This window comes from Streptomyces indicus, assembly GCF_900100315.1.
Lineage (GTDB): Bacteria > Actinomycetota > Actinomycetes > Streptomycetales > Streptomycetaceae > Streptomyces > Streptomyces indicus.
Window position 1 is genome coordinate 167,997 of record NZ_FNFF01000010.1, and the last position, 19,356, is coordinate 187,352.

12 protein-coding genes are annotated in these 19,356 nt (G+C 72.6%); 7 read left to right on the top strand and 5 right to left on the bottom strand.

Annotated elements, in window-relative coordinates:
• Positions 1 to 18 precede the first annotated feature (18 nt).
• Positions 19 to 708, bottom strand: a complete 690-nt coding sequence (gene ftsE / locus BLT97_RS23985; protein WP_093613561.1) for a cell division ATP-binding protein FtsE — start codon at positions 706 to 708, stop codon at positions 19 to 21.
• A 314-nt stretch (positions 709 to 1,022) separates the two neighbouring features.
• Here ftsE and BLT97_RS23990 point away from each other — a divergent pair, with 314 nt between their 5' ends.
• A complete protein-coding gene (locus BLT97_RS23990; RefSeq protein WP_093613563.1) occupies positions 1,023 to 1,217 on the top strand; it encodes a hypothetical protein in 195 nt (64 codons plus the stop codon).
• A 124-nt stretch (positions 1,218 to 1,341) separates the two neighbouring features.
• Here the strand turns inward: BLT97_RS23990 and BLT97_RS37975 are convergent, their stop codons facing one another.
• A complete protein-coding gene (locus BLT97_RS37975) occupies positions 1,342 to 2,124 on the bottom strand; it encodes a hypothetical protein (protein ID WP_093613565.1) in 783 nt (260 codons plus the stop codon).
• 403 nt (positions 2,125 to 2,527) lie between these two features.
• Here BLT97_RS37975 and BLT97_RS24000 point away from each other — a divergent pair, with 403 nt between their 5' ends.
• The gene (locus BLT97_RS24000) at positions 2,528 to 4,714 is read left to right on the top strand and encodes a DEAD/DEAH box helicase (RefSeq protein ID WP_245769515.1); all 2,187 of its coding nucleotides are present in this window, start codon (positions 2,528 to 2,530) and stop codon (positions 4,712 to 4,714) included.
• A 45-nt stretch (positions 4,715 to 4,759) separates the two neighbouring features.
• Here the strand turns inward: BLT97_RS24000 and prfB are convergent, their stop codons facing one another.
• The 3 genes from prfB to BLT97_RS24015 all read right to left on the bottom strand — a co-directional run bounded on the left by prfB (position 4,760) and on the right by BLT97_RS24015 (position 9,123).
• On the bottom strand, positions 4,760 to 5,869 hold the full coding sequence (prfB, locus tag BLT97_RS24005) for a peptide chain release factor 2 (protein ID WP_093613569.1): 1,110 nt from the start codon (positions 5,867 to 5,869) through the stop codon (positions 4,760 to 4,762).
• Positions 5,870 to 5,983: 114 nt separating this feature from the next.
• The gene (locus BLT97_RS24010) at positions 5,984 to 7,210 is read right to left on the bottom strand and encodes a serine/threonine-protein kinase (RefSeq protein ID WP_093613571.1); all 1,227 of its coding nucleotides are present in this window, start codon (positions 7,208 to 7,210) and stop codon (positions 5,984 to 5,986) included.
• A 215-nt stretch (positions 7,211 to 7,425) separates the two neighbouring features.
• Positions 7,426 to 9,123, bottom strand: coding sequence for a serine/threonine-protein kinase (locus tag BLT97_RS24015; RefSeq protein ID WP_093613573.1), 1,698 nt, complete (start codon positions 9,121 to 9,123; stop codon positions 7,426 to 7,428).
• Between the two features lie 521 nt (positions 9,124 to 9,644).
• Here BLT97_RS24015 and BLT97_RS24020 point away from each other — a divergent pair.
• The 5 genes from BLT97_RS24020 (at position 9,645) to BLT97_RS24040 (ending at position 19,343) form a co-directional block, all read left to right on the top strand.
• Entirely contained in the window at positions 9,645 to 13,043 is a 3,399-nt protein-coding gene (locus BLT97_RS24020; RefSeq protein WP_093613575.1) for an FHA domain-containing protein, read from the top strand.
• A 201-nt stretch (positions 13,044 to 13,244) separates the two neighbouring features.
• Positions 13,245 to 14,606 carry an ABC transporter substrate-binding protein gene (locus tag BLT97_RS24025; protein ID WP_093613577.1) on the top strand — a complete coding sequence of 454 codons (1,362 nt, stop codon included), beginning with the start codon at positions 13,245 to 13,247 and terminating at the stop codon, positions 14,604 to 14,606.
• Positions 14,607 to 14,615: 9 nt separating this feature from the next.
• The gene (locus BLT97_RS24030; RefSeq protein WP_093613579.1) at positions 14,616 to 15,974 is read left to right on the top strand and encodes a carbohydrate ABC transporter permease; all 1,359 of its coding nucleotides are present in this window, start codon (positions 14,616 to 14,618) and stop codon (positions 15,972 to 15,974) included.
• Positions 15,971 to 16,933 carry a carbohydrate ABC transporter permease gene (locus BLT97_RS24035; protein ID WP_425442756.1) on the top strand — a complete coding sequence of 321 codons (963 nt, stop codon included), beginning with the start codon at positions 15,971 to 15,973 and terminating at the stop codon, positions 16,931 to 16,933. The genes BLT97_RS24030 and BLT97_RS24035 overlap by 4 nt, the downstream gene beginning before the upstream one ends.
• Positions 16,934 to 17,084: 151 nt before the next feature.
• Positions 17,085 to 19,343 (top strand): bifunctional glycosyltransferase/CDP-glycerol:glycerophosphate glycerophosphotransferase, encoded by a 2,259-nt coding sequence (locus BLT97_RS24040; protein ID WP_093613581.1) that lies wholly within the window; start codon positions 17,085 to 17,087, stop codon positions 19,341 to 19,343.
• Positions 19,344 to 19,356: the final 13 nt, after the last annotated feature.

The window sequence follows — 19,356 nt, forward strand, 5'->3', positions numbered from 1 at the left end:
CGGGGGGGCGCGTGTGTCTCAGTGCTGGTAGCCGTAGACGCCGCGCGACTGGTCGCGCACCAGGCGTCCGCCTTCCAGCTCGATGACGCGCTTGCGCATCTGGTCGACGATGTTCTGGTCGTGGGTCGCCATCACCACGGTGGTGCCGGTCCGGTTGATGCGGTCGAGCAGCTTCATGATGCCCACGGACGTCTGCGGGTCCAGGTTGCCGGTGGGCTCGTCCGCGATGAGCAGCATCGGGCGGTTCACGAAGGCGCGGGCGATGGCCACGCGCTGCTGCTCACCACCGGACAGCTCGCCCGGCATGCGGTCCTCCTTGCCGCCGAGGCCGACCAGGTCGAGCACCTCGGGGACCGTCTTGCGGATGGTGCCGCGGGGCTTGCCGATGACCTCCAGCGCGAAGGCCACGTTCTCGCCGACGGTCTTGTTCGGCAGCAGGCGGAAGTCCTGGAACACGGTGCCGAGCTGGCGCCGGATGTGCGGCACCTTCCAGTTGGACACCTTGCCCAGGTCCTTGCCGAGCACGTGCACCTGGCCCTGGCTCGCCCGCTCCTCGCGCAGGATGAGGCGCAGGAACGTCGACTTTCCGGAGCCGGATGACCCCACAAGGAAGACGAACTCGCCGCGCTCGATCTCCAGGGAGACATCCCTGAGTGCGGGGCGGTTCTGCTTGGGGTAGGTCTTGGAGACGTTGTCGAATCGGATCACGGATGCACCACGAGTCGCCGGGGGTAGGTGTGCGTGACCATACGCGAAGCGGGGTACGCGGCGCAGGGGGCGCCTGGGGTTGCGCGTGGGATGTGCGATTTGTCGCGGAGTTCTTCCGGGTACGGGCCATGCGGGACGGGTACGGGCTGGTACGGGACAGGCGCGCGACCAGGCCTTGAGCGGTGCGTTCCGGGTGGGGCGCGCCGAATCGTGGCGAAGCTGGCACAGTGGTAGGGGGAACCGCCACGTTCCCGCGAGCGTTGAGTGCGGTGAGCCCCTTCGAGCGGGCCCCGCGCGGGAGGAGGACAGGACGCATGACCTATGACCGATTGGTGTGTGCGAACTGTGCTGCGCCCGTCAGCGAGGGCCGGTGCCCGGTGTGCCGGGCGAACCGGGAGCGTCTGGAGCAGCAGGGCGCCTTCGGCGGGCTGAACCCGGTGACGCTGATAGCGCTGCTCGTGATGGTGGTCGCGGCGATGGCGCTGGTGGCGCATCAGGCGACTGCTTGATCTTCGCGGCGGTCCCACGTCTTACGGACCGCCGCCTTCATACGCCGCCGCCGTACGGACAGCGGAAGGGCCCGGAGCCGATCGGCTCCGGGCCCTTCTGCGCTACGTGCGCTGTGCCTGTGGCTCAGGCAGCGGCGTTGCGGCCGGACACCAGACGCGGGAGCATCCGGAAGCCGATGCCGCCCGCGATCATGGTCGCGGCGCCGATCAGCAGGAACGTGGTCTCGGCCGCACCGGTCTCGGCGAGCTCGCCACCGCCCTGGCCGGTCTCGGCCGGCGCGGTGCCCGTGTCCTCGAGGCCTTCCTTGCCGCCCTGCTCGACGGGCTGGTTGCCCTCGTTGTCGGGGTCGGCCTCGTTGCCACCGGTGCTGGAGCCGCCGCCGTTGCCGGAGCCGCCGTTGTCCGAACCACCGTCGGCCGAACCGCCGTTGCCGGAACCGCCGTTGCCGTTGGAACCGCCGTTGCCGTTGGATCCACCGTTGTCGGAACCGCCGTTACCACCAGTCGTCGAACCGCCGGTCGTCGTGTCGCCCGTCGTCGAACCACCAGTCGACGAGCCACCGGTCGTCGTGTCGCCCGTCGTCGAACCACCAGTCGTCGAACCACCGGTCGTCGTGTCGCCCGTCGTCGAACCACCGGTCGTCGTGTCGCCCGTCGTCGAACCACCGGTCGTCGTGTCGCCCGTCGTCGAACCGCCACCAGTCGTGGGCAGCTCCGGGCAGTCCGGGTCACCCGGGCATTCCGGCTCGCCCGCCTCGCCCGCGCTGACGTTTACGTTCACCGGGCCCACATTGAGGTCGATCAGATCCGCAGCGGAAGCCACACCCGCCGCGGTCAGCGACGCACCGGCCGCGATCACGGCGCCGGCGGCTATCCGCGCAACGCGGATCCGCGTCTTCTTCGTCATCTGCCTGCTACCCCCAGTAGCTGTTCTCGTCAATGGAGCAGCCGTATCCGGGGCCACGGCCCGGCGGGGTTTGCTGTTCTCGTACGGGACCGCCTCAGCGAGGGCCCGTCCCGCGTGCCCCGTTCACACCCGCCCCAGACATACGCATGCTGCGCAGCAGCCTGTCCAGAGTTAAGAGTTACGTCAAGGTCACTTCGTGCAGGATGTCCGTTTCATGATCACTTGCCCGGCAAGAGCGTCATGACTGTGACCGATCCCCCATCTTCTCCACACGTTTCCCGTGTGCTCCGGCGAAAAGCCGCGCGACGGGGCCCGGTTGTCAGAGCTGCCTGCAACGATGAATGCAGTCGGGAAGAGGGCCGACGGAACGCAGCGGCGATGCCGCCGACGACGGGGGGGCAGGGTGACAGCGGACGACGGCCGGGTACCCGTCGGCGGGCGGGCCAGGGCGCTGCTGCGGGCCGGGCGTGAACTGCTCGGTGCCGCGCGGTCGGTGCTGCGCGAGCAGGAGGCGGCCCAGCGGGAGGTGCGGTGCGCCTACGAGGTGCTCGCGGATGTCTGCGTACTGAAGGAGCTCGAAGGGCTGCCCCTGGCCGCGCTGCGGGAGGTGACGCGCGGACAGGTGCGCGAGGCCGCGCTGCGGGCCCTGGAGGCGGCGGGGTTCGGCTCGGTGGGTCAGGTGCGGCAGGCCGAGGCGTACGCGCTGCGGCAGCTGCCGGGGATCGGCGCGCAGACGGCGGGTCAACTGCACAGTGCAGCCGGGCAGTTGGCGCGCGCGGCGGCCGAGAGCGTCGCGGTGCGGATCGATGTGGACGCGCAGGGGGACGAGCGGCACACCGCGCTGGTGCGGGCGTTGAACCGGATGGTGCTCGCCGGACCGGGCGTGCCGGCGGCGGTGGCGCTGGCACGCAAGACCGGCGAGGCCCTGGAGGCCGATCTGCACGCGGCCGCGCCCGCCGCCTCCCGGGCGCAGTGGCTGCTCACCGGCACCAAGCGGCGGACGGCGGCGCGGGACGCCCTGCTGCGGGTGCGGCAGACCTGCGCGGACGCCGCGGCGGAGGACGTACGGCTGCAGCTGGACCAGGCCGTCACCGACCTGCTGCGCGGCCCCGAGCCGGCCGACCGGGCCTGGCTGGACTTCCAGGTGCGGGCCGCGGAGTACTACACGGTGCTCGGCAAGGTCGCCGACCTGCCCGAGGACCGCGAGTCCGCCGAAGGGTTCGTGCCCTCCTCGATCGCCGAGGAGGTCCGGGCGCAGCACTTGGACGAGTCGCTGCTCCACGTGTCCCTGCGCAGCTACCAGGCGTTCGGCGCACGCTTCGCGCTGGCGCGGCGCCGGGTGCTGCTCGGCGACGAGATGGGGCTCGGCAAGACGATCCAGGCCCTGGCCGCGCTCGCGCATCTCCAGGCCACGGGACAGGGGCGGCACTTCCTCGTCGTCTGCCCGGTGGGCGTGCTCCTGAACTGGATACGGGAGATCGAGCACCGCAGCTCGCTCACCGCGCACCGGGCGCACGGCGGCGGCCGCTTCGGCGCGGTCCGCGCCTGGCAGGACGGCGGCGGGGTGCTCGTCACCACGTACGACGTGCTGCGCGGTCTGGAGATACCGAAGGTGCCGCTGGCGATGGTCGTCGCGGACGAGGCGCAGTACGTGAAGAACCCGCGGACGAGGCGGGCCGAGGCGCTGGCCGCGCTCATCCGGCGGCCCTCGACCGGGCACGTGCTGTTCCTCACCGGCACCCCGATGGAGCACCGCGTCGGCGAATTCCGTTCCCTGATCGGGCAGTTGCAGTCGCGTGAGGCGCGGCTGCTCGAGTACGGGGCGGGCGCGCAGGACTCGCGGGCGTTCCGCGCGGCCGTGGCCCCGAGCTATCTGCGGCGCAATCAGCCCGATGTGCTGGGCGAGTTGCCGGGGGTGATCCATGCCGACGAGTGGGAGGAGTTCTCGGACACGGACCGTGCCGCGTACCGCAGGGCGGTCGCCGAGGGGAACTTCATGGCGATGCGCCGGGCGCCGTACGCGGACCCGGCGCGCTCGGCGAAGCTGCACCGGCTGCGCGAGCTGATCGCGGAGGCGGCGGCCAACGAGCTGAAGGTGGTCGTCTTCTCCGGCTTCCTCGACGTGCTCGGCGCGGTCGCCGCGGCCCTCGACGGCGCGGCGCTCGGACCGGTCACCGGAGCGGTGCCGGCCGACGAACGGCAGGCGCTGGTCGACGAGTTCACCGCGGCGCCCGGCCACGCGGTGCTGCTCGCGCAGATACGGACCGGGGGCACCGGGCTCAACCTTCAGGCGGCCTCGGTCGTGGTGCTCTGCGAACCGCAGATCAGTCCCGCCCTGGAGGCCCAGGCGGTGGCGCGGGCGCACCGGATGGGCCAGGTGCGGCGGGTGCAGGTGCACCGGCTGCTGGCCGCGGACAGCATCGACGTACGGCTGCTGGAGATGCACCGCGCGAAGCAGGAGGAGTTCGACGCGTACGCGCGGCGCAGCGAGGTGGCCGAGACGGTGCCGGAGGCGGTGGACGTCTCGGACCCGGAGCTGGCCCGCCGGATCGTGGAGGACGAGCAGCTCAGGCTGGCGCTCCAGGCCTGATGTCCCGGGTGGATCGGGTGGTCCGGGGCGAGGCCCCGGACTGCCTCAGCTCTGCGTCTCCTGCTGCTTGCGCCAGCGGATGCCCGCCTCGATGAACCCGTCGATGTCGCCGTCCAGCACCGACTGCGGGTTGCCGACCTCGAACTCCGTGCGGAGGTCCTTGACCATCTGGTACGGGTGCAGGACGTAGGAGCGCATCTGGTTGCCCCAGGACGAGCCGGAGTCCTTGAGCGCGTCCATCTTGGCCCGCTCCTCCTGGCGCTGGCGCTCCAGGAGCTTGGCCTGGAGCACGTTCATCGCGCTGGCCTTGTTCTGGATCTGCGAGCGCTCGTTCTGGCAGGAGACCACGATGCCGGTCGGGATGTGCGTGATGCGCACCGCCGAGTCGGTGGTGTTGACGCCCTGGCCGCCGGGCCCGGAGGCGCGGTAGACGTCCACGCGCAGGTCCGACTCGTCGATCTCGACGTGGTCGCTGGACTCCACGACGGGCAGCACCTCGACGCCCGCGAAGGAGGTCTGGCGGCGGCCCTGGTTGTCGAAGGGCGAGATGCGCACGAGGCGGTGGGTGCCCTGCTCGACGGAGAGGGTGCCGTAGGCGTAGGGGGCCTTGACCACGAAGGTGGTCGACTTGATGCCGGCCTCTTCCGCGTACGAGGTCTCGTACACCTCGGTCGAGTAGCCGTGCCGCTCGGCCCAGCGCAGGTACATGCGCTGGAGCTGCTCGGCGAAGTCGGCGGCGTCGACGCCGCCGGCCTCGGCGCGGATGTTCACGAGCGCCTCGCGGGCGTCGTACTCACCGGACAGGAGCGTGCGGACTTCCATTTCGTCCAGCGCCTTCTTGACGTCGGCGAGCTCGGACTCCGCCTCCGCGAGGGTGTCCGCGTCGTCCTCCTCCGCGGCCATCTCGAAGAGCACGGCGAGGTCGTCGATGCGGCCTCGGAGGGCTTCCGCCTTGCGGACGTCGGCCTGAAGGTGCGAGAGCTTGCTGGTGATCTTCTGAGCCGCCTCCGGGTCGTCCCACAGGGACGGGGCCGCGGCCTGCTCCTCGAGATCGGCGATCTCGGCCCTCAGCTTGTCGAGGTCCAGGACGGCCTCGATGGACCCCATGGTCGCGTTGAGGGACTTGAGCTCTTCGGAAATATCGACGACTGCCACCTCAACAGGGTACCGGGGGCTCGGGGTGCGTTCGTCGGGTGCGGGTGACTCCCCCTTGCACCCCCGCATCCGGGCTGCGCTCGGACCGCCTCGAACGCCGGCGGGGCCGGACTGCTACGGCGTGGCCGAAACCGACGGGTTGCCGTCCGACGGCGGCTCGTCGTCCCCGGACACCACCAGCCAGCCCCCCACCCCGATCGCCGCCGCGAGCGCCACCGCCGAGGTCGACAGGACGATCCGGCGGCGGCGGGCCGCGGCCGCGCGGTGGCGGGCCGAGCCCGGGCGCGGGGCGCCGGAGGCGCGGGGTGCGCGGGCTGTGCCGCGGGCGCCGCCCGCCAGCTCGTCGGGGCCGGGGACGCGCATCGAGGTGTGGGTGTCGCGGTTGGAGTCGGGGGTCGAGCCCGGCACCAGCGGGACGGCGCCGCGGCGCGGGGCCTCCGGGGCGCTGGGCGGGAAGGCCGCCTCGGGCTCCTCGGTGTGCTCCGGCTCGGGTTCGTCCACGTCCAGCGGCGGCATGCCCGCGAGCAGCGGGAGCTGCTCGCGCAGGCGCGCGGCCAGCTCCGAGGCGCGCAGCCGCGACGCGGGGGCCTTGGCCAGGCACTGGACGATCAGCTGCCACAGCTCGTCCGGGATGCCGGGCAGCGGCACGACGGTCTCGGTCACATGGCGGCGCAGGACCGCGCCCGGGTGGCCGCCGCCGAAGGGTGTGAAGCCCGCGAGGAGCTCGTAGAGAACGGTCGCGAGGGCGTAGATGTCGACCGCGGCCCGGGGCGGCAGGCCCTCGATGATCTCGGGGGCCAGGTAGTCCGGGGTGCCGATGACCTTGGTCGCGCGGGTGCGGCGCGGGGAGTCGACCAGTTTGGCCACGCCGAAGTCGGTGAGCAGCGCGGGGTGCGAGCCGCCGGGGCCGAGCGGGCCCTGCATGTCGAGCAGCACGTTCTCCGGCTTGACGTCCCGGTGCACGATGCCGGCCGCGTGGGCGGCGGCCAGACCGTCCGCCACGTCCGCGACGATCGCGACGGCCGCCTCCGGGGCGAGCCGGCGCTCGCGGTCGAGCCGGGTACGCAGGTCGGTGCCGCGGACGAGGTCCATGACCAGCGCCAGGTCGTTGCCGTCCACCACGAGGTCGCGGACGCCGACCACGTTCGGGTGGTCGAGGCTGAGCAGCGCGGTGCGCTCCTGCACGAAACGGCCGACGAGCTCCTGGTCGGCGGCGAGGTCCTCGCGCAGCATTTTGATCGCGACCGGCCCCTCGGGGCCGTCACCGAGCCAGACCGTGCCGGCGGAACCGCGTCCCAGGATCTGGTGGGCGGTGTACCGACTGCCGATTTTCCGTGCCAAGACTGCTCCTACGGGCTCCTGTTGCCCACAAAGCTACGCGGCTTCGGCACCAACCTTCACTTCCCGGAGGGAAATCACCCGCCAGGTGTCGACAAATCCATGATGTCACGGGCTGGTTGGCAACGCAGAAGGCCGGGGCGCCATGCCCCGGCCTCTGCGTTCGCCGTGATCGGCAGCTGTCCGTCCTCACGGCCCGGAAGCGCCGCAGTACGTCCTTACTGTCCGGACGCGCCACCCGTGCCGCCGTCCGTGCCGCCCAGGTCCTCGACCCAGGTCGAGACCGTGTCGTACCAGTGCCCGATCTGGCCGAAGAACGAGCGGCCCTGGCCGATCCAGTCCTGGAGCGGGCTCAGCTCCCAGATCAGCCAGGCACCCACCACGAGGATCAGGATCGTGAACAGGCAGCCCTTGAGGCAGCCGAGCCCGGGGATCCGCATCGGGTTGGCGCTGCGCTGCCGCGGCTCACGCGGCGGGCGCGGCTGCTGCGGGGGCGGCGCCGGCGGAGCGTAGCGCTGCGGCTGCTGCTGGGGCTGCGGCGCCGGGGCGTACCGCTGCGGCTGGCGCTGCGGGGCCGGTGCCTGCTGCGGATATCCGTAGCCCTGCGGAGCACCCTGCGGCGGGCGCTGCTGCGGCTGCTGGCCGCGCTGGACCTGGCGCTGCGGACGGCGCCGCAGCGGGTCCTGCGCGGGGTCGAGGTACTGGACCTGCGTCTGCTCGTTGCGGTCGCGGGCCGCGCGCATCTGGTTCTGCCACGGATGCGGGTCGTCGGGGCCCGCGCCCTGCGGGGCGCCCGGCGGCACCGGGGGCATCACCGCGGTCGGGTCCGCGGCGCCGCGGTTCGGCAGCACGGAGGTGGGGTCCGCGTCGGGGCCCGTGGGGCCGCCCGTGTGCGGCAGCACATTGGTCGCCGCGTTCGGATCGTTCTGCCCGTACGAGCCCGCGCCGTGCGGCAGCACCTGCGTCGGGTCGGCGGCTCCGGGGGTGGCCGGGACCGCCGCGGGCGCGGGGTCGGGGGCGAGCAGCGCGGCGACGCCCTCGGCGGCCGCGATCTGCGCGGAGTTGGCGTGCACGCCGATGCCCTCGGCGACCACGCGCAGCGCACGGCCCAGGTTCTCGGCGCTCGGCCGCTCCTCGGGCTTCTTGCGCAGACAGCGCTCGATGACGGTCCACAGCGGCTCGGGCACGGTGCTCGGGCGGCGCGGTTCCTCACCGAGGTGGCGGTGCAGGACCTCCAGGGCGCTGCCGCCGGAGAACGGCGGACGGCCCGTGACCAGCTCGTACAGCAGGATGCCCGCGCCGTAGATGTCCACGGCGGAGGTCTGCGGACGGCCCTCGGCGGACTCGGGCGCGACGTAGGCCGGCGTACCGACGAATTCGTGGGTGCGGGTCAGGCCCGGGGAGTCCGCGAGGCGCGCGATGCCGAAGTCCGTGAGCATCGGGGTCATGCCGCGCTCGTCGTCCCTGAGCAGCACGTTCGCCGGCTTGAGGTCGCGGTGCACCACGCCGTCGGCGTGGCTCGCCGCGAGCGCGTCGGCGATCTGGGCCGTGAGCAGGGCGGCGGCGACCGGGGTCATCGGACCGTTGTCCCGGATGTAGCGGTGCAGGTCCGGGCCGTCGATCAGGTCCATGACGAGCGCGAGGAGATCGCCCTCGACGACGAGGTCGCGGGTGCGCACGATGTTGGGGTGCGTCAGGCGCAGGAGCACGGAGCGCTCGCGCAGGAAGCGCATCACGACATCCGCGTCGTTGGCCAGCTCCTCCTTGAGGACCTTGATCGCGACGGTCTCGCCGGGCCGGCCCTGGACGGCCGCCTCCGCGCCCGCCGCCTCACGCTGGCGCGCACGCCAGACGGTGCCCGTGGCTCCGCGTCCGAGCGGCTCCTCGAGCAGGTACTTGCTGCCTACCGGCCGCACGTCATGCGCTCCCTGTCGATCGTCGATCTCTGTTCCTGACGTTCCTTGTGTTCCGACCCACTGTAGTGCGGCCGAACGGGGCACTGATGTGCCCTCGGCCACCTGTTCCCGTACGTACGCGGCGGCTCTGTTCCGGGGGAAGACGCAGGCAGCCGGTGGTTGGTTGCCGGGGATGCCCCTGGTGATCTCCCGAGGTCACCCCTGGCGATCCGCCGAGGTCACCCCTGGTGGTCGCCGGGTACGCCTGCCCATCCTCCGGCCGGGCACACACCGGCGGCGGCCCGCACCGTCAATTACGCAGCGGCGAGGGCGATTTGGGTGGCAAATCGTGCCGGGGTGGGCGGGCCGAAGCAGAAAACCCGATCAATCAAGATCACTTATGGGTGGCCGCCGGGCGTGTTGTCGGCGGCAGGTGCGAGGATGCCTCCGAGCACGGTGTCACGCCGTGCGCGGTGGGGGGTCGCGGACGGGTTCATCCGTCCCCCGCCGGGCACCCCGCGCAGAAGGGACCGCTGACGGCGATGCAGATCCGGCTGACCGTCCTCGGGCCGCCCAGCGGCCGCACTCAGGCGGCGCATCGCGCCGTCGGAGCGGTCGACGTGCTGGTCACGGCGCCCGCGGGCACCGCACTCGCGGCGGTCGCCTCCGGCCTGGCCGCGGCCGCCGGCACCGAGGCCGCATCGGCGGCCCATGTCGTGCTGTACGCGGGCCCGGACCGGCTCGACTCCAGGACCTGCGTGCTCGGCGAGCCCCCGCTGGTGGACGGCGCGGTGCTCGCGCTGCACTCCCCCGCCGACCCCGCGCCCACCGCGCAGGGCGCGGCCGCCCGGCTGCATGTGGTCGCGGGCCCGGACGCGGGCGGGGTGCATCTGCTGCACGGCGGCCGGATCACCATCGGTCGCTCCGCCGACGCCGACGTGCCGCTGGACGATCCGGACGTCTCCCGGCTGCACTGCGCGGTGACGCTGGCCGACGACGGCCGTGTCACGGTCACCGACCTCGGCTCCACCAACGGCACCGGTCTCGACGGCACCCCCGTCCACGACCGCCCCGTTCGCCTCACGCCGGGCGCACTGCTGCGCATCGGCGAGTCCACGCTGCGCCTGTCGACGACGGCCGACCCCGAGCCGCTGTCCACGGCCCCGGACGGCGAGGGCCACCTTCGGGTGACCACGGGCACGGCGGGCTCGGGCGCCGGCTCGGGTGCAGGTGCGGGCGTTCCAAGGGCTGCTTCTTCTGTACGGAGTGGGGAGGCCGTTTCCGTACGAGCCGGAGAGACCCCTCCCGTACGAGCCGGAGAGACCCCTCCCGTACGAGCCGGAGAGACCCCTCCCGTACGAGCCGGGGAGACCGCAGCCGTAGGGAACGGAGCGCAGGCCCGCGTCCCCGCGCAGGCCTCGCCCGAGCAGTCCGCACCCCCGCCGGCCCCCGCCGCCGGCACCCATCACGCCTACGGACAGGGCGACTTGGGCGCTCCCGCCGCGCACAGCTCCCCCGCCGGGCCTGCCTCCCCCGCCGGGCCCGGCCCGTCCGCCGAGCACGACCGCGCCGCCGAGCACACCCATGCCCCCGAGCCCGGCCAGGGCGACGCCGAGCAGCCCGGTGAGCACGGGCGCACGGGGACGCCCACCCGCGGCACCACGGTGCCGCGCCAGCTGCGCCGCCGCGGGATCGGCGCCTGGGCGCGGCGGCTCGCGGGCGGCCGCACCGAGCAGCCGCCCGAGCAGCAGGAGCCCGCGGTGCAGGCGCCGCCCGCCGAGCGCACCCCGGCCCCCGAGACCTGGCCCGACCCGGCCGCCCTGCTGCTCACCGCGCTCGGCCCGGGCCCGCGCCTGTGGGAGCGCGCCGCCGAGCACCCCGAGGCGCTCGCGGTGCGGCTCGGCACGGTGGACCGGCCGCTCGCCGACGACGGCGCCCTGCTGCCGGCCGTGCCGGTCACGGTCGGCCTGCGCGAGGCCGGCGGCCTCGGGCTCGCGGGACCGCGGGCGCGCCTTTCGGGGCTGGCGCGTTCCGTGCTCGCGCAGCTCGCCGCGCTGCACGCGCCCACCGAGCTGGAGATCGTGCTCCTGTCCACGGACCGTTCGCGCACGGTCGATGAGCGGGTCGCGGAGTGGTCCTGGCTCGGCTGGCTGCCGCATCTGCGGCCGGGCCGCGGCGAGGACTGCCGGCTGCTCGTCGCGTTCGACCGCGAGCAGGCGGCGGCCCGTACGGACGAGCTGATCCGCCGTATCGACGAACGCCTCGACGACACGGACGCCACAGGCCGCCCGGCCGGTCCGCGCACCCTGCTCGTGGTGGACGGCGACCCGGGCCCGGCGGCGCTGCGGGCCGCGACGGTGCGGCTCGCCGAGGAGGGACCGCAGGCCGGGATCCATGTCCTGTGCCTGGCCGAGACCCCGGCCGCCTCCCCGTCCTCCCCGGTCGCGGACACCTACGAGGCGGCGTGCACGGCCGTCCCGGCGTTCCGCTCCTGCGGCGCGGTGGCGCTGCTCAGCGGTGATGTGGCCACCGCGCTGCGGCTGCTGCGCACCGCGCGCGGGCAGCTCGCCGGGCACGGGACGGTCGCGTCGGTGGACGCGGTGTCCCTGGCGTGGGCCGAGCGTTTCGCGCGGGCGCTCGCGCCGCTGCGCACGGCGGAGACCGGACCGCAGGCGGCCCGGCTCTCCTCGCCGCTGCCCCAAGCCGCCCGGCTGCTCGACGAGTTGGGCCTCGCGCGGGCCACCCCGGCCTCGCTGCTCGCCCGCTGGGCGGCGGCCGCCGACGACCACGAGTCGCCCGGCGGGCGCGCGTGGACCGTGCTCGGGGCCGGTCCCCGCGGTCCGGTCTGCGTGGATCTGGTGGCCCAGGGCCCGCATGTCATGGTCGAGGGCCCACCGGGCAGCGGCCGCACCGAGCTGCTCCGTTCGCTGGCCGCCTCGCTCGCCTCGGCCGAGCGCCCCGACCGGCTCGGGCTCGTGCTCGTGGACGGCGCGGGCGCGGAGCGCGGCAGCGCGGGCGGCGGTCTGCGGCCCGCGACGGACCTGCCGCATGTCACCACGCACCTGACCGCCAACGACCCCGTACGGATGCGGGAGTTCGCCCAGTCCCTGACGGCCGAGCTGAAGCGCCGCAGCGAACTGCTCGGCCGCGCGGGCTTCGCCGAGTGGCACACGGGGCGGGCGGTCGCGAGCCGCATGGTCGCCCAGCGCTCGGGTGCCGGACGCGGCGAAGGCCCGGGGCGCGGCGAAAGCTCCGGGCTCGGCGCCGCGCGCACCGACCGGACGGGGCGTCCTGTCACCGGGACCGAGGGCGCGGCTCCCGCGGAGAGTGCGGCGGACCTGGACGCGCCGCCGAGCGCGACCCTCAAGTTGCGTACGGGCGGCAGGAGTTCGGCCGGTGACAGCGATACGGCGCTGACGCAGGAGACCGCCCTGCCGCGCCTCGTCGTGGTCGTGGACGATCTCGACGCCCTGGTCGCCCCGGCCCTCGGCGCCCCCGGGCGCCCCTCGGCGGGCTCGGTGGTCCGCGCGCTCGAAGCGGTCGTGCGCGAGGGCGAGCGGCTCGGCGTGCACCTGATCGCCGCGAGCGGCCGCCCCGAGCGCACGGCGGACTCGCTGCCGGCGCGGGCCGCCGCCGTGCGGATCATCCTGGCCGCACCCTCGGCCGCCCCCGAGGACCCGGCGCCCGGCCGCGGCCGGCTGCTCCTGGCGGACGGCCAGGTGGTCCCGTTCCAGGCGGGCCGGGTCACGGGCCGCATCCCGCGTACGGCGACGCTGCGGCCGACGGCCGTGGTCCTGGAGTGGGAGCGCATGGGCGACCCCCCGGACCGGCGTCCCGTCCGCGAACTGGGCAACGGGCCCACGGACTTGGCCCTGCTCGCCAGCGCGTTGGAGCGGGCGGCGCGGTCGGTGGCGGCGCGCGAGGTTCCTTCACTCCTGTGAGGGCGGGCGGCCGGTCCGGGCGGGCGTGGATGCGTATCCGAGGCCGCCCGGGCAGGTCGGCCTGCTCCCCTTTGTCCTGACATCCCGTCACGACCCCATCACGATCCCCCACTTGACACCGCAGGCGCTCTTGCCGCCCCCCACCCCGGGGCGTAGACCAGACCGCACGGGACAGCGGAACAGAAGAGAGACGGGGCAGTGATGCGCACAACTCTTCGGACACGCAGGGCCGCGATCGCGATGGCCGCGGTGGGCGCGCTGGCGCTCAGCGGCTGCGGCGGGGATGACGGCGGCTCTGAGGACAAGCCTGGCGAGGGCAAGGACACCAAAGCCGCGCAGACAGTGGAGCTTCCCAAGCTCGACGGCGAGACCTTGGAGATCTCCGGCGTGTGGTCCGGACCCGAGGAGGAGAACTTCCGCAAGGTGCTCGACGAGTTCGAGAAGCGCACCGGCGCCACGGTCAACTACCTGTCGACCGGCGACAACACCGCGACCGTGCTCGGCACGAGGATCGAGGGCGGCAAGCCGCCGAACGTCTCCTTCCTGCCGCAGGTCGGCGTGCTCCACCAGTTCGCCGAGCGCGGCTGGGTCAAGCCGCTCGGCGCCGAGGCCCAGGCGCAGCTGGACAAGAACTTCGGAGACGGCTGGAAGGAGCTCGGGGCGTACGAGGGCAAGCAGTACGGCGTCTACGCGAAGGCCGCCAACAAGTCCCTGGTCTGGTACAACACCGAGGGCTTCGAGGCCGCCGGCATCACCGACCCGCCCACCGACTGGAAGGGCTTCGTGGAGACGGCCCAGACGCTGTCCGACGCGGGCTGGCCGGCCGTCTCGATCGGCGGCCAGGACGGCTGGACCCTCACCGACTGGTTCGAGAACGTCTATCTGTCCCAGGCAGGGCCCGAGAAGTACGACCAGCTGGCCAAGCACGAGATCAAGTGGACCGACCCGTCCGTGAAGCAGGCCCTGACCACGCTGGCCGAGCTGTGGGGCAAGGACGACCTGATCCAGGGCGGCGCGTCCGGGGCGCTGCGCACCGAGTTCCCGAAGTCCGTGACGAACACGTTCAGCGGTGACTCCCCGGCGGCGATGGTCTTCGAGGGCGACTTCGTCGCGGCGAACATCAACGCCGACACGGACGCGAAGCTCGGCGAGGACGCGAACGTCTTCAAGTTCCCTGCCGTGGGCGCCGATTCGCCGGTCGTCAGCGCGGGCGACGTGGCCACCGTCCTGAAGGACGGCAAGGGCTCGCAGGCCCTGATCACCTGGCTGGCCTCGAAGGACGCGGCCGAGATCTGGGTCGCCCAGGGCGGAGTGCTCTCGCCCAACAAGTCCGTGGACATGGCCAAGTACAAGGACGAGATCACCCGCGGGATCGCGCAGGCGCTGCTCGACGCCGGTGACGACTTCCGCTTCGACATGTCCGACCAGGCGCCGGCGGCCTTCGGCGGCACGAAGGGCCAGGGCCTGTGGAAAGGGCTCCAGGACTTCCTGAAGAACCCCGACGACGTCGAGGGGTTGCAGCAGCAGCTGGAGAGCGCGGCGGCCAAGGCCTACAAGGGCTGACGGCTTCCGATGTCGACCCCTGCTGTGAGCGCGGGGGCCGCCGGCGCTGCCGGCGCGCCCCCCGCGAAGCCGCGCAAGAGCGTCCTGGGCACCAGGCCCTGGGTGGTGGTGCTCTTCCTGCTGCCCGCCCTGGTGATGCTCGGGGCGCTCGTGGTCTACCCCATCGGGTACTCGGTCTGGCGCAGTCTGTACGACGAGACCGGTGACGGATTCGTCGGGCTCGGCAACTACGGCGACCTGTTCTCCGACGACGCCACCTTCACCGCCCTGAAGAACACCGCGATCTGGGTGGCGGTGGCTCCGGCCCTGGTCACCGGGCTCGGCCTGATCTTCGCCGTGCTGACCGAACGGGTGCGCTGGCAGACCGCGTTCAAGTTGATCATCTTCATGCCGATGGCCATCTCGATGCTGGCCGCGGGCATCATCTTCCGTCTCGTGTACGAGGCGGACCCCGACCAGGGCGTGGCGAACGCCGTGGTGGTGGGCGTGCACGACACCTTCGCCGACTCCACCGGCTACCCCAAGGCCAACGCCCCCGCCTGGTCGGATCTGGAGGGCCCGCGCGCCAAGGGCCCGTACACCACCAAGTCCACGGTGTCCGCGGGCGATCCGGTGTTCCTGCCGCTGGTCGGCATCCCTCCGGACAAGGTGCCCGGCGACCCGGGCCCGGCGAAGGCCGCCGAGGCCTCCGGCGACGAAGTGACCGGCACGGTCTGGCTGGACTTCCAGCGCGGCGGCGGCGGTGAGAAGGGCGCCGTCGACGGCGAGGAGCGGGCGCTGCCGGGGATGAAGGTCGAGGCGGTCAAGGACGGCAAGGTGGTGGCGTCGGCCACGGCCGGCGACGACGGCACCTTCACCCTGCCCAAGGAGGCGGACGGCGCCCAACTGAGGCTGCCCGCCTCGAACTTCGGGGCGCCCTACAACGGCCTGGACTGGCTCGGCCCGAGCCTGATCACCCCGGCGGTGATCGGCGCGTACGCCTGGATGTGGGCGGGCTTCGCGATGGTGCTCATCGCGGCCGGTCTGGCGGGCGTGGACCGCAACCTCCTGGAGGCGGCGCGGGTGGACGGGGCCAACGAGTGGCAGGTGTTCCGAAAAGTCACGGTGCCGCTGCTCGCCCCGGTCCTGGTGGTCGTGTTCGTCACCTTGATGATCAACGTGATGAAGATCTTCGACCTGGTCTACGTCATCGCGCCCGAACCGGTGCAGGACGACGGCAACGTCCTCGCCCTCCAGCTGTACCTGGTGGCCTTCGGGCCGCGGGCGGACTACGGGCTCGGCAGCGCCATCGCGATCATCCTGTTCATCCTGGTCCTGCCGGTGATGATCATCAACATCCGGCGCCTGCGGAAGGAGGGCCGACGGTGAGCGAGTCATCGGCGGCATCCGAGTTCTCCGGACCCGCACCGACCCAGCCGACCGAACCGGCCGCTCCGGCGGCCACCGCACAGCAGGCCGAGTCTTCCGGTCCGCCGCGACGTTCGCTGGCCGCGCGGATCGCCAACCGGTCGGCGGGCGGCGTACTGCGCGTGTTCCTGATCCTGATGGCGCTGCTCTGGCTCACCCCGACGGTGGGCCTGCTCGCCTCCTCGTTCCGCGATCCCGCGGAGATGACCGAGTCGGGCTGGTGGACGGTGTTCACCAAGCCGGCGCAGCTCACCACCGAGGCGTACTCCGATCTGCTCGGCAAGGACGCGATCACCGACGCGCTGCTCAACAGCGTCTGGATCACGGTGCCGTCCACGCTGCTCGTCGTGGTCATCGGCGCGATGGCCGGATACGCCTTCGCCTGGATGGACTTCAAGGGCCGCGACTGGTGGTTCGTGGCCGTGGTGAGCCTGCTCGTGGTCCCCATCCAGATCGCCCTGATCCCGCTCGCGCGGCTCTTCGGCGACATCGGGGTGTTCGGCACGATCGCCGGTCCGATCCTGTTCCACGTGGGCTTCGGTCTGCCGTTCGCGGTGTTCCTGCTGCGGAACTTCTTCGCGGAGATCCCGCGGGAGCTCCTGGAGGCCGCGCGGCTCGACGGGGCCGGCGAGGTGCGGCTGTTCTTCACGGTGGTGATGCCGCTCGCGGCGCCCGCGCTCGCCTCGCTGGCCATCTTCCAGTTCCTGTGGGTCTGGAACGACCTCCTGGTGGCGCTGATCTTCACCAACACCGAGTCGCAGCCCCTGACCGTCGCCCTGATCCGCCAGACCAGGGCGTTCAGCCAGAACATCGAGACGCTCGCGCCGGGCGCGTTCCTGTCCCTCGCGATTCCGCTGGCCGTGTTCTTCGCGTTCCAGCGGCAGTTCGTCTCCGGCGTCATGGCGGGAGCCGTCAAGTAAACGCCGGGACAACGATGTTGGAAGGCGCCCCTGACCTGCGGGGCGCCTTTCATCGTCCAGAAGAGTTCCCCCGTATGCCACGTCTGGCGTAACCGACCTACGTCCAGGGCCGTTTCAGGGCAGTATGCCCGTGCCGACCCATGGATGTGCCTTGCCCCGGTTCAGTGTCATCGTCCCCGTGTACAAGGTGCAGGCATACCTGCACGCATGCCTCGACTCCGTGCTCCAACAGTCGTACACAGACTTCGAGTTGATCGTGGTCGACGACTGCTCGCCGGACGGCTCGCCGGAGATCATCGACGCATACGCGGCCAAGGATCCGCGCGTCAGGCCGGTCCACCTCACCGAGAACGTGGGCCTGGGCCGGGCACGCAACGCCGGCATGGCGCAGGCGTCCGGCGAGTACCTGGTCTTCCTGGACAGCGACGACACCCTCACACCGGACTCCCTGCGCGCGATCTCCGAGCGCCTGAAGGAGACCGACAGCCCGGACGTCCTGGTCTACGACTACGCGCGGACGTACTGGACGGGCGAGGTGCGGCGCAACGAGTTCGCGGCGCTGCTCGGCGAGGACGGCCCGGCCAGCTTCCCGCTCGACGAACGCCCGGGCCTCCTGAAGCTCCTCATGGTCGCGTGGAACAAGGCCTACCGCCGCGAGTTCATCGAGGAGCTCGGGATCGGCTTCCCGACGGGCTACTACGAGGACACGCCCTGGACGTATCCGGTGCTGCTCGCGGCCGACTCGATCGCGGTGCTCGACCGGGTCTGCGTGCACTACCGCCAGCGCCGCCGCGGCTCGATCCTGAGCACCACGAGCCGCAAGCACTTCGACATCTTCGACCAGTACGAGCGGGTCTTCGCCTTCCTCGACTCCCGTCCCGAGCTGGCCCGTTGGCGCCCGGTGATGTTCCGCCGGATGACCGACCACTACTCGACGATCTTCACCAAGCGCGGCCGGCTGCCGCGCGGATCGCGCGCCGCGTTCCTGCGCCGCGCCCGCGCCCACTACCGCCGCTACCGCGTCCCGGGCCACCCCGTGCCGGTGCGCACCCGGCTGCGGCACGCCCTGGTGAAGCTGGGCACCCACCGCACGTACCGCACGCTGATGCTCGCACTGCGGGTGAAGTCCCGCCTGGCCCGCGCGGGCAAGCGTTTCGGCCGTCTCGCGCGCGGCGCGCTGCTCCAACTGCACTACCGCACCCAGCTGTTGCTGCCGGTGCGCGACGACTACGCGGTGTTCTCCGCGTACTGGGGCCGCGGGCACTCCTGCAACCCGGGGGCGATCGAGGCGAAGGTGCGCGAGCTGGCCCCCGGGATCCGTACCGCCTGGATCTGCCGGCCCGAGCACCGCCACCACGTGCCGACCGGCACGCGCCGTCTGACCCCCGGCACCGCGGCCTACTGGACGGCGCTCGCCCGCGCCAAGTACCTGGTGAACAACGTCAACTTCGACCGCCGCCTGGTCAAGCGGCGCGGCCAGGTCCTCATCCAGACGCAGCACGGCACCCCGCTCAAGCACATGGGCCTGGACCTCCAGGACCGTCCGGCCGCCGCACGCGACATGGACTTCGGGCAGCTGATGGCCAGCGCGGACAAGTGGGACTACGTCCTTTCCGCCAACCGCCACTCGACCCTCGTCTGGGAGCGCGTCTTCCCCGCCTCGTACCAGGTCCTCGAATACGGCTATCCGCGCAACGACCGCCTTCTCCAGGCGAGTTCGCACGAGGTGGCCCGGCTGCGCGAGACGCTCGGCATCCCGGAGGGCTCCACGGCGATCCTGTACGCGCCCACGTACCGCGACTACCGCACCACCCAGCGCACCCCGGTCGACCTGGAGCGGATGCTGCGCGAGCTCGGACCGCGGTTCACGGTCCTGACCCGCGCCCACCACAGCTACGAGGCCCCGCTCGCCGCGGGCGAGTCGGCCCGCCTCATCGACGTCTCCGCCCACCCGAGCATCGAGACGCTGTGCCTGGCCTCCGACGCCCTGGTGACCGACTACTCCTCACTGATGTTCGACTACGCCAACCTGGACCGTCCGATCGTCGTGTACGCGGACGACTGGGAGGCGTACGAGGCCGCCCGCGGCACCTACTTCGACCTGCGGGCCTTCCCGCCGGGCACGGTGGCGCGCAGCGAGGACGAGCTCATCGACATCTTCGCGACCGGGCACTGGCGCGGCTCGCGCTCGGCGCAGCTGCGCGCGGCCTTCCGCGAGCGCTTCTGCGCGTACGACGACGGGCGCGCCGCCGAACGCGTCGTACGTCATCTGTTCCTCGGCGAGACACCTGGTCTTCCCGCGGTCGTTCCCCTGGCGGAGAGGTGCCCCGTACCGGCGGCGGCGTCGCGGATCGGCGTGCCGCAACCGGCCGAGCCGACGCTCGTTGCCCCTGTGCCCGAACGGCCTTGACATCACCGGGAGT

What these genes read in the sequence shown, in the direction of transcription:
- BLT97_RS23990 (WP_093613563.1), top strand. Translation starts at nt 1,023, where the DNA reads ATGACCTATGACCGATTGGTGTGTGCGAACTGTGCTGCGCCCGTCAGC.
- BLT97_RS37975 (WP_093613565.1), bottom strand. Translation starts at nt 2,124, where the DNA reads ATGACGAAGAAGACGCGGATCCGCGTTGCGCGGATAGCCGCCGGCGCC.
- BLT97_RS24020 (WP_093613575.1), top strand. Translation starts at nt 9,645, where the DNA reads ATGCAGATCCGGCTGACCGTCCTCGGGCCGCCCAGCGGCCGCACTCAG.
- BLT97_RS24025 (WP_093613577.1), top strand. Translation starts at nt 13,245, where the DNA reads ATGCGCACAACTCTTCGGACACGCAGGGCCGCGATCGCGATGGCCGCG.
- BLT97_RS24030 (WP_093613579.1), top strand. Translation starts at nt 14,616, where the DNA reads ATGTCGACCCCTGCTGTGAGCGCGGGGGCCGCCGGCGCTGCCGGCGCG.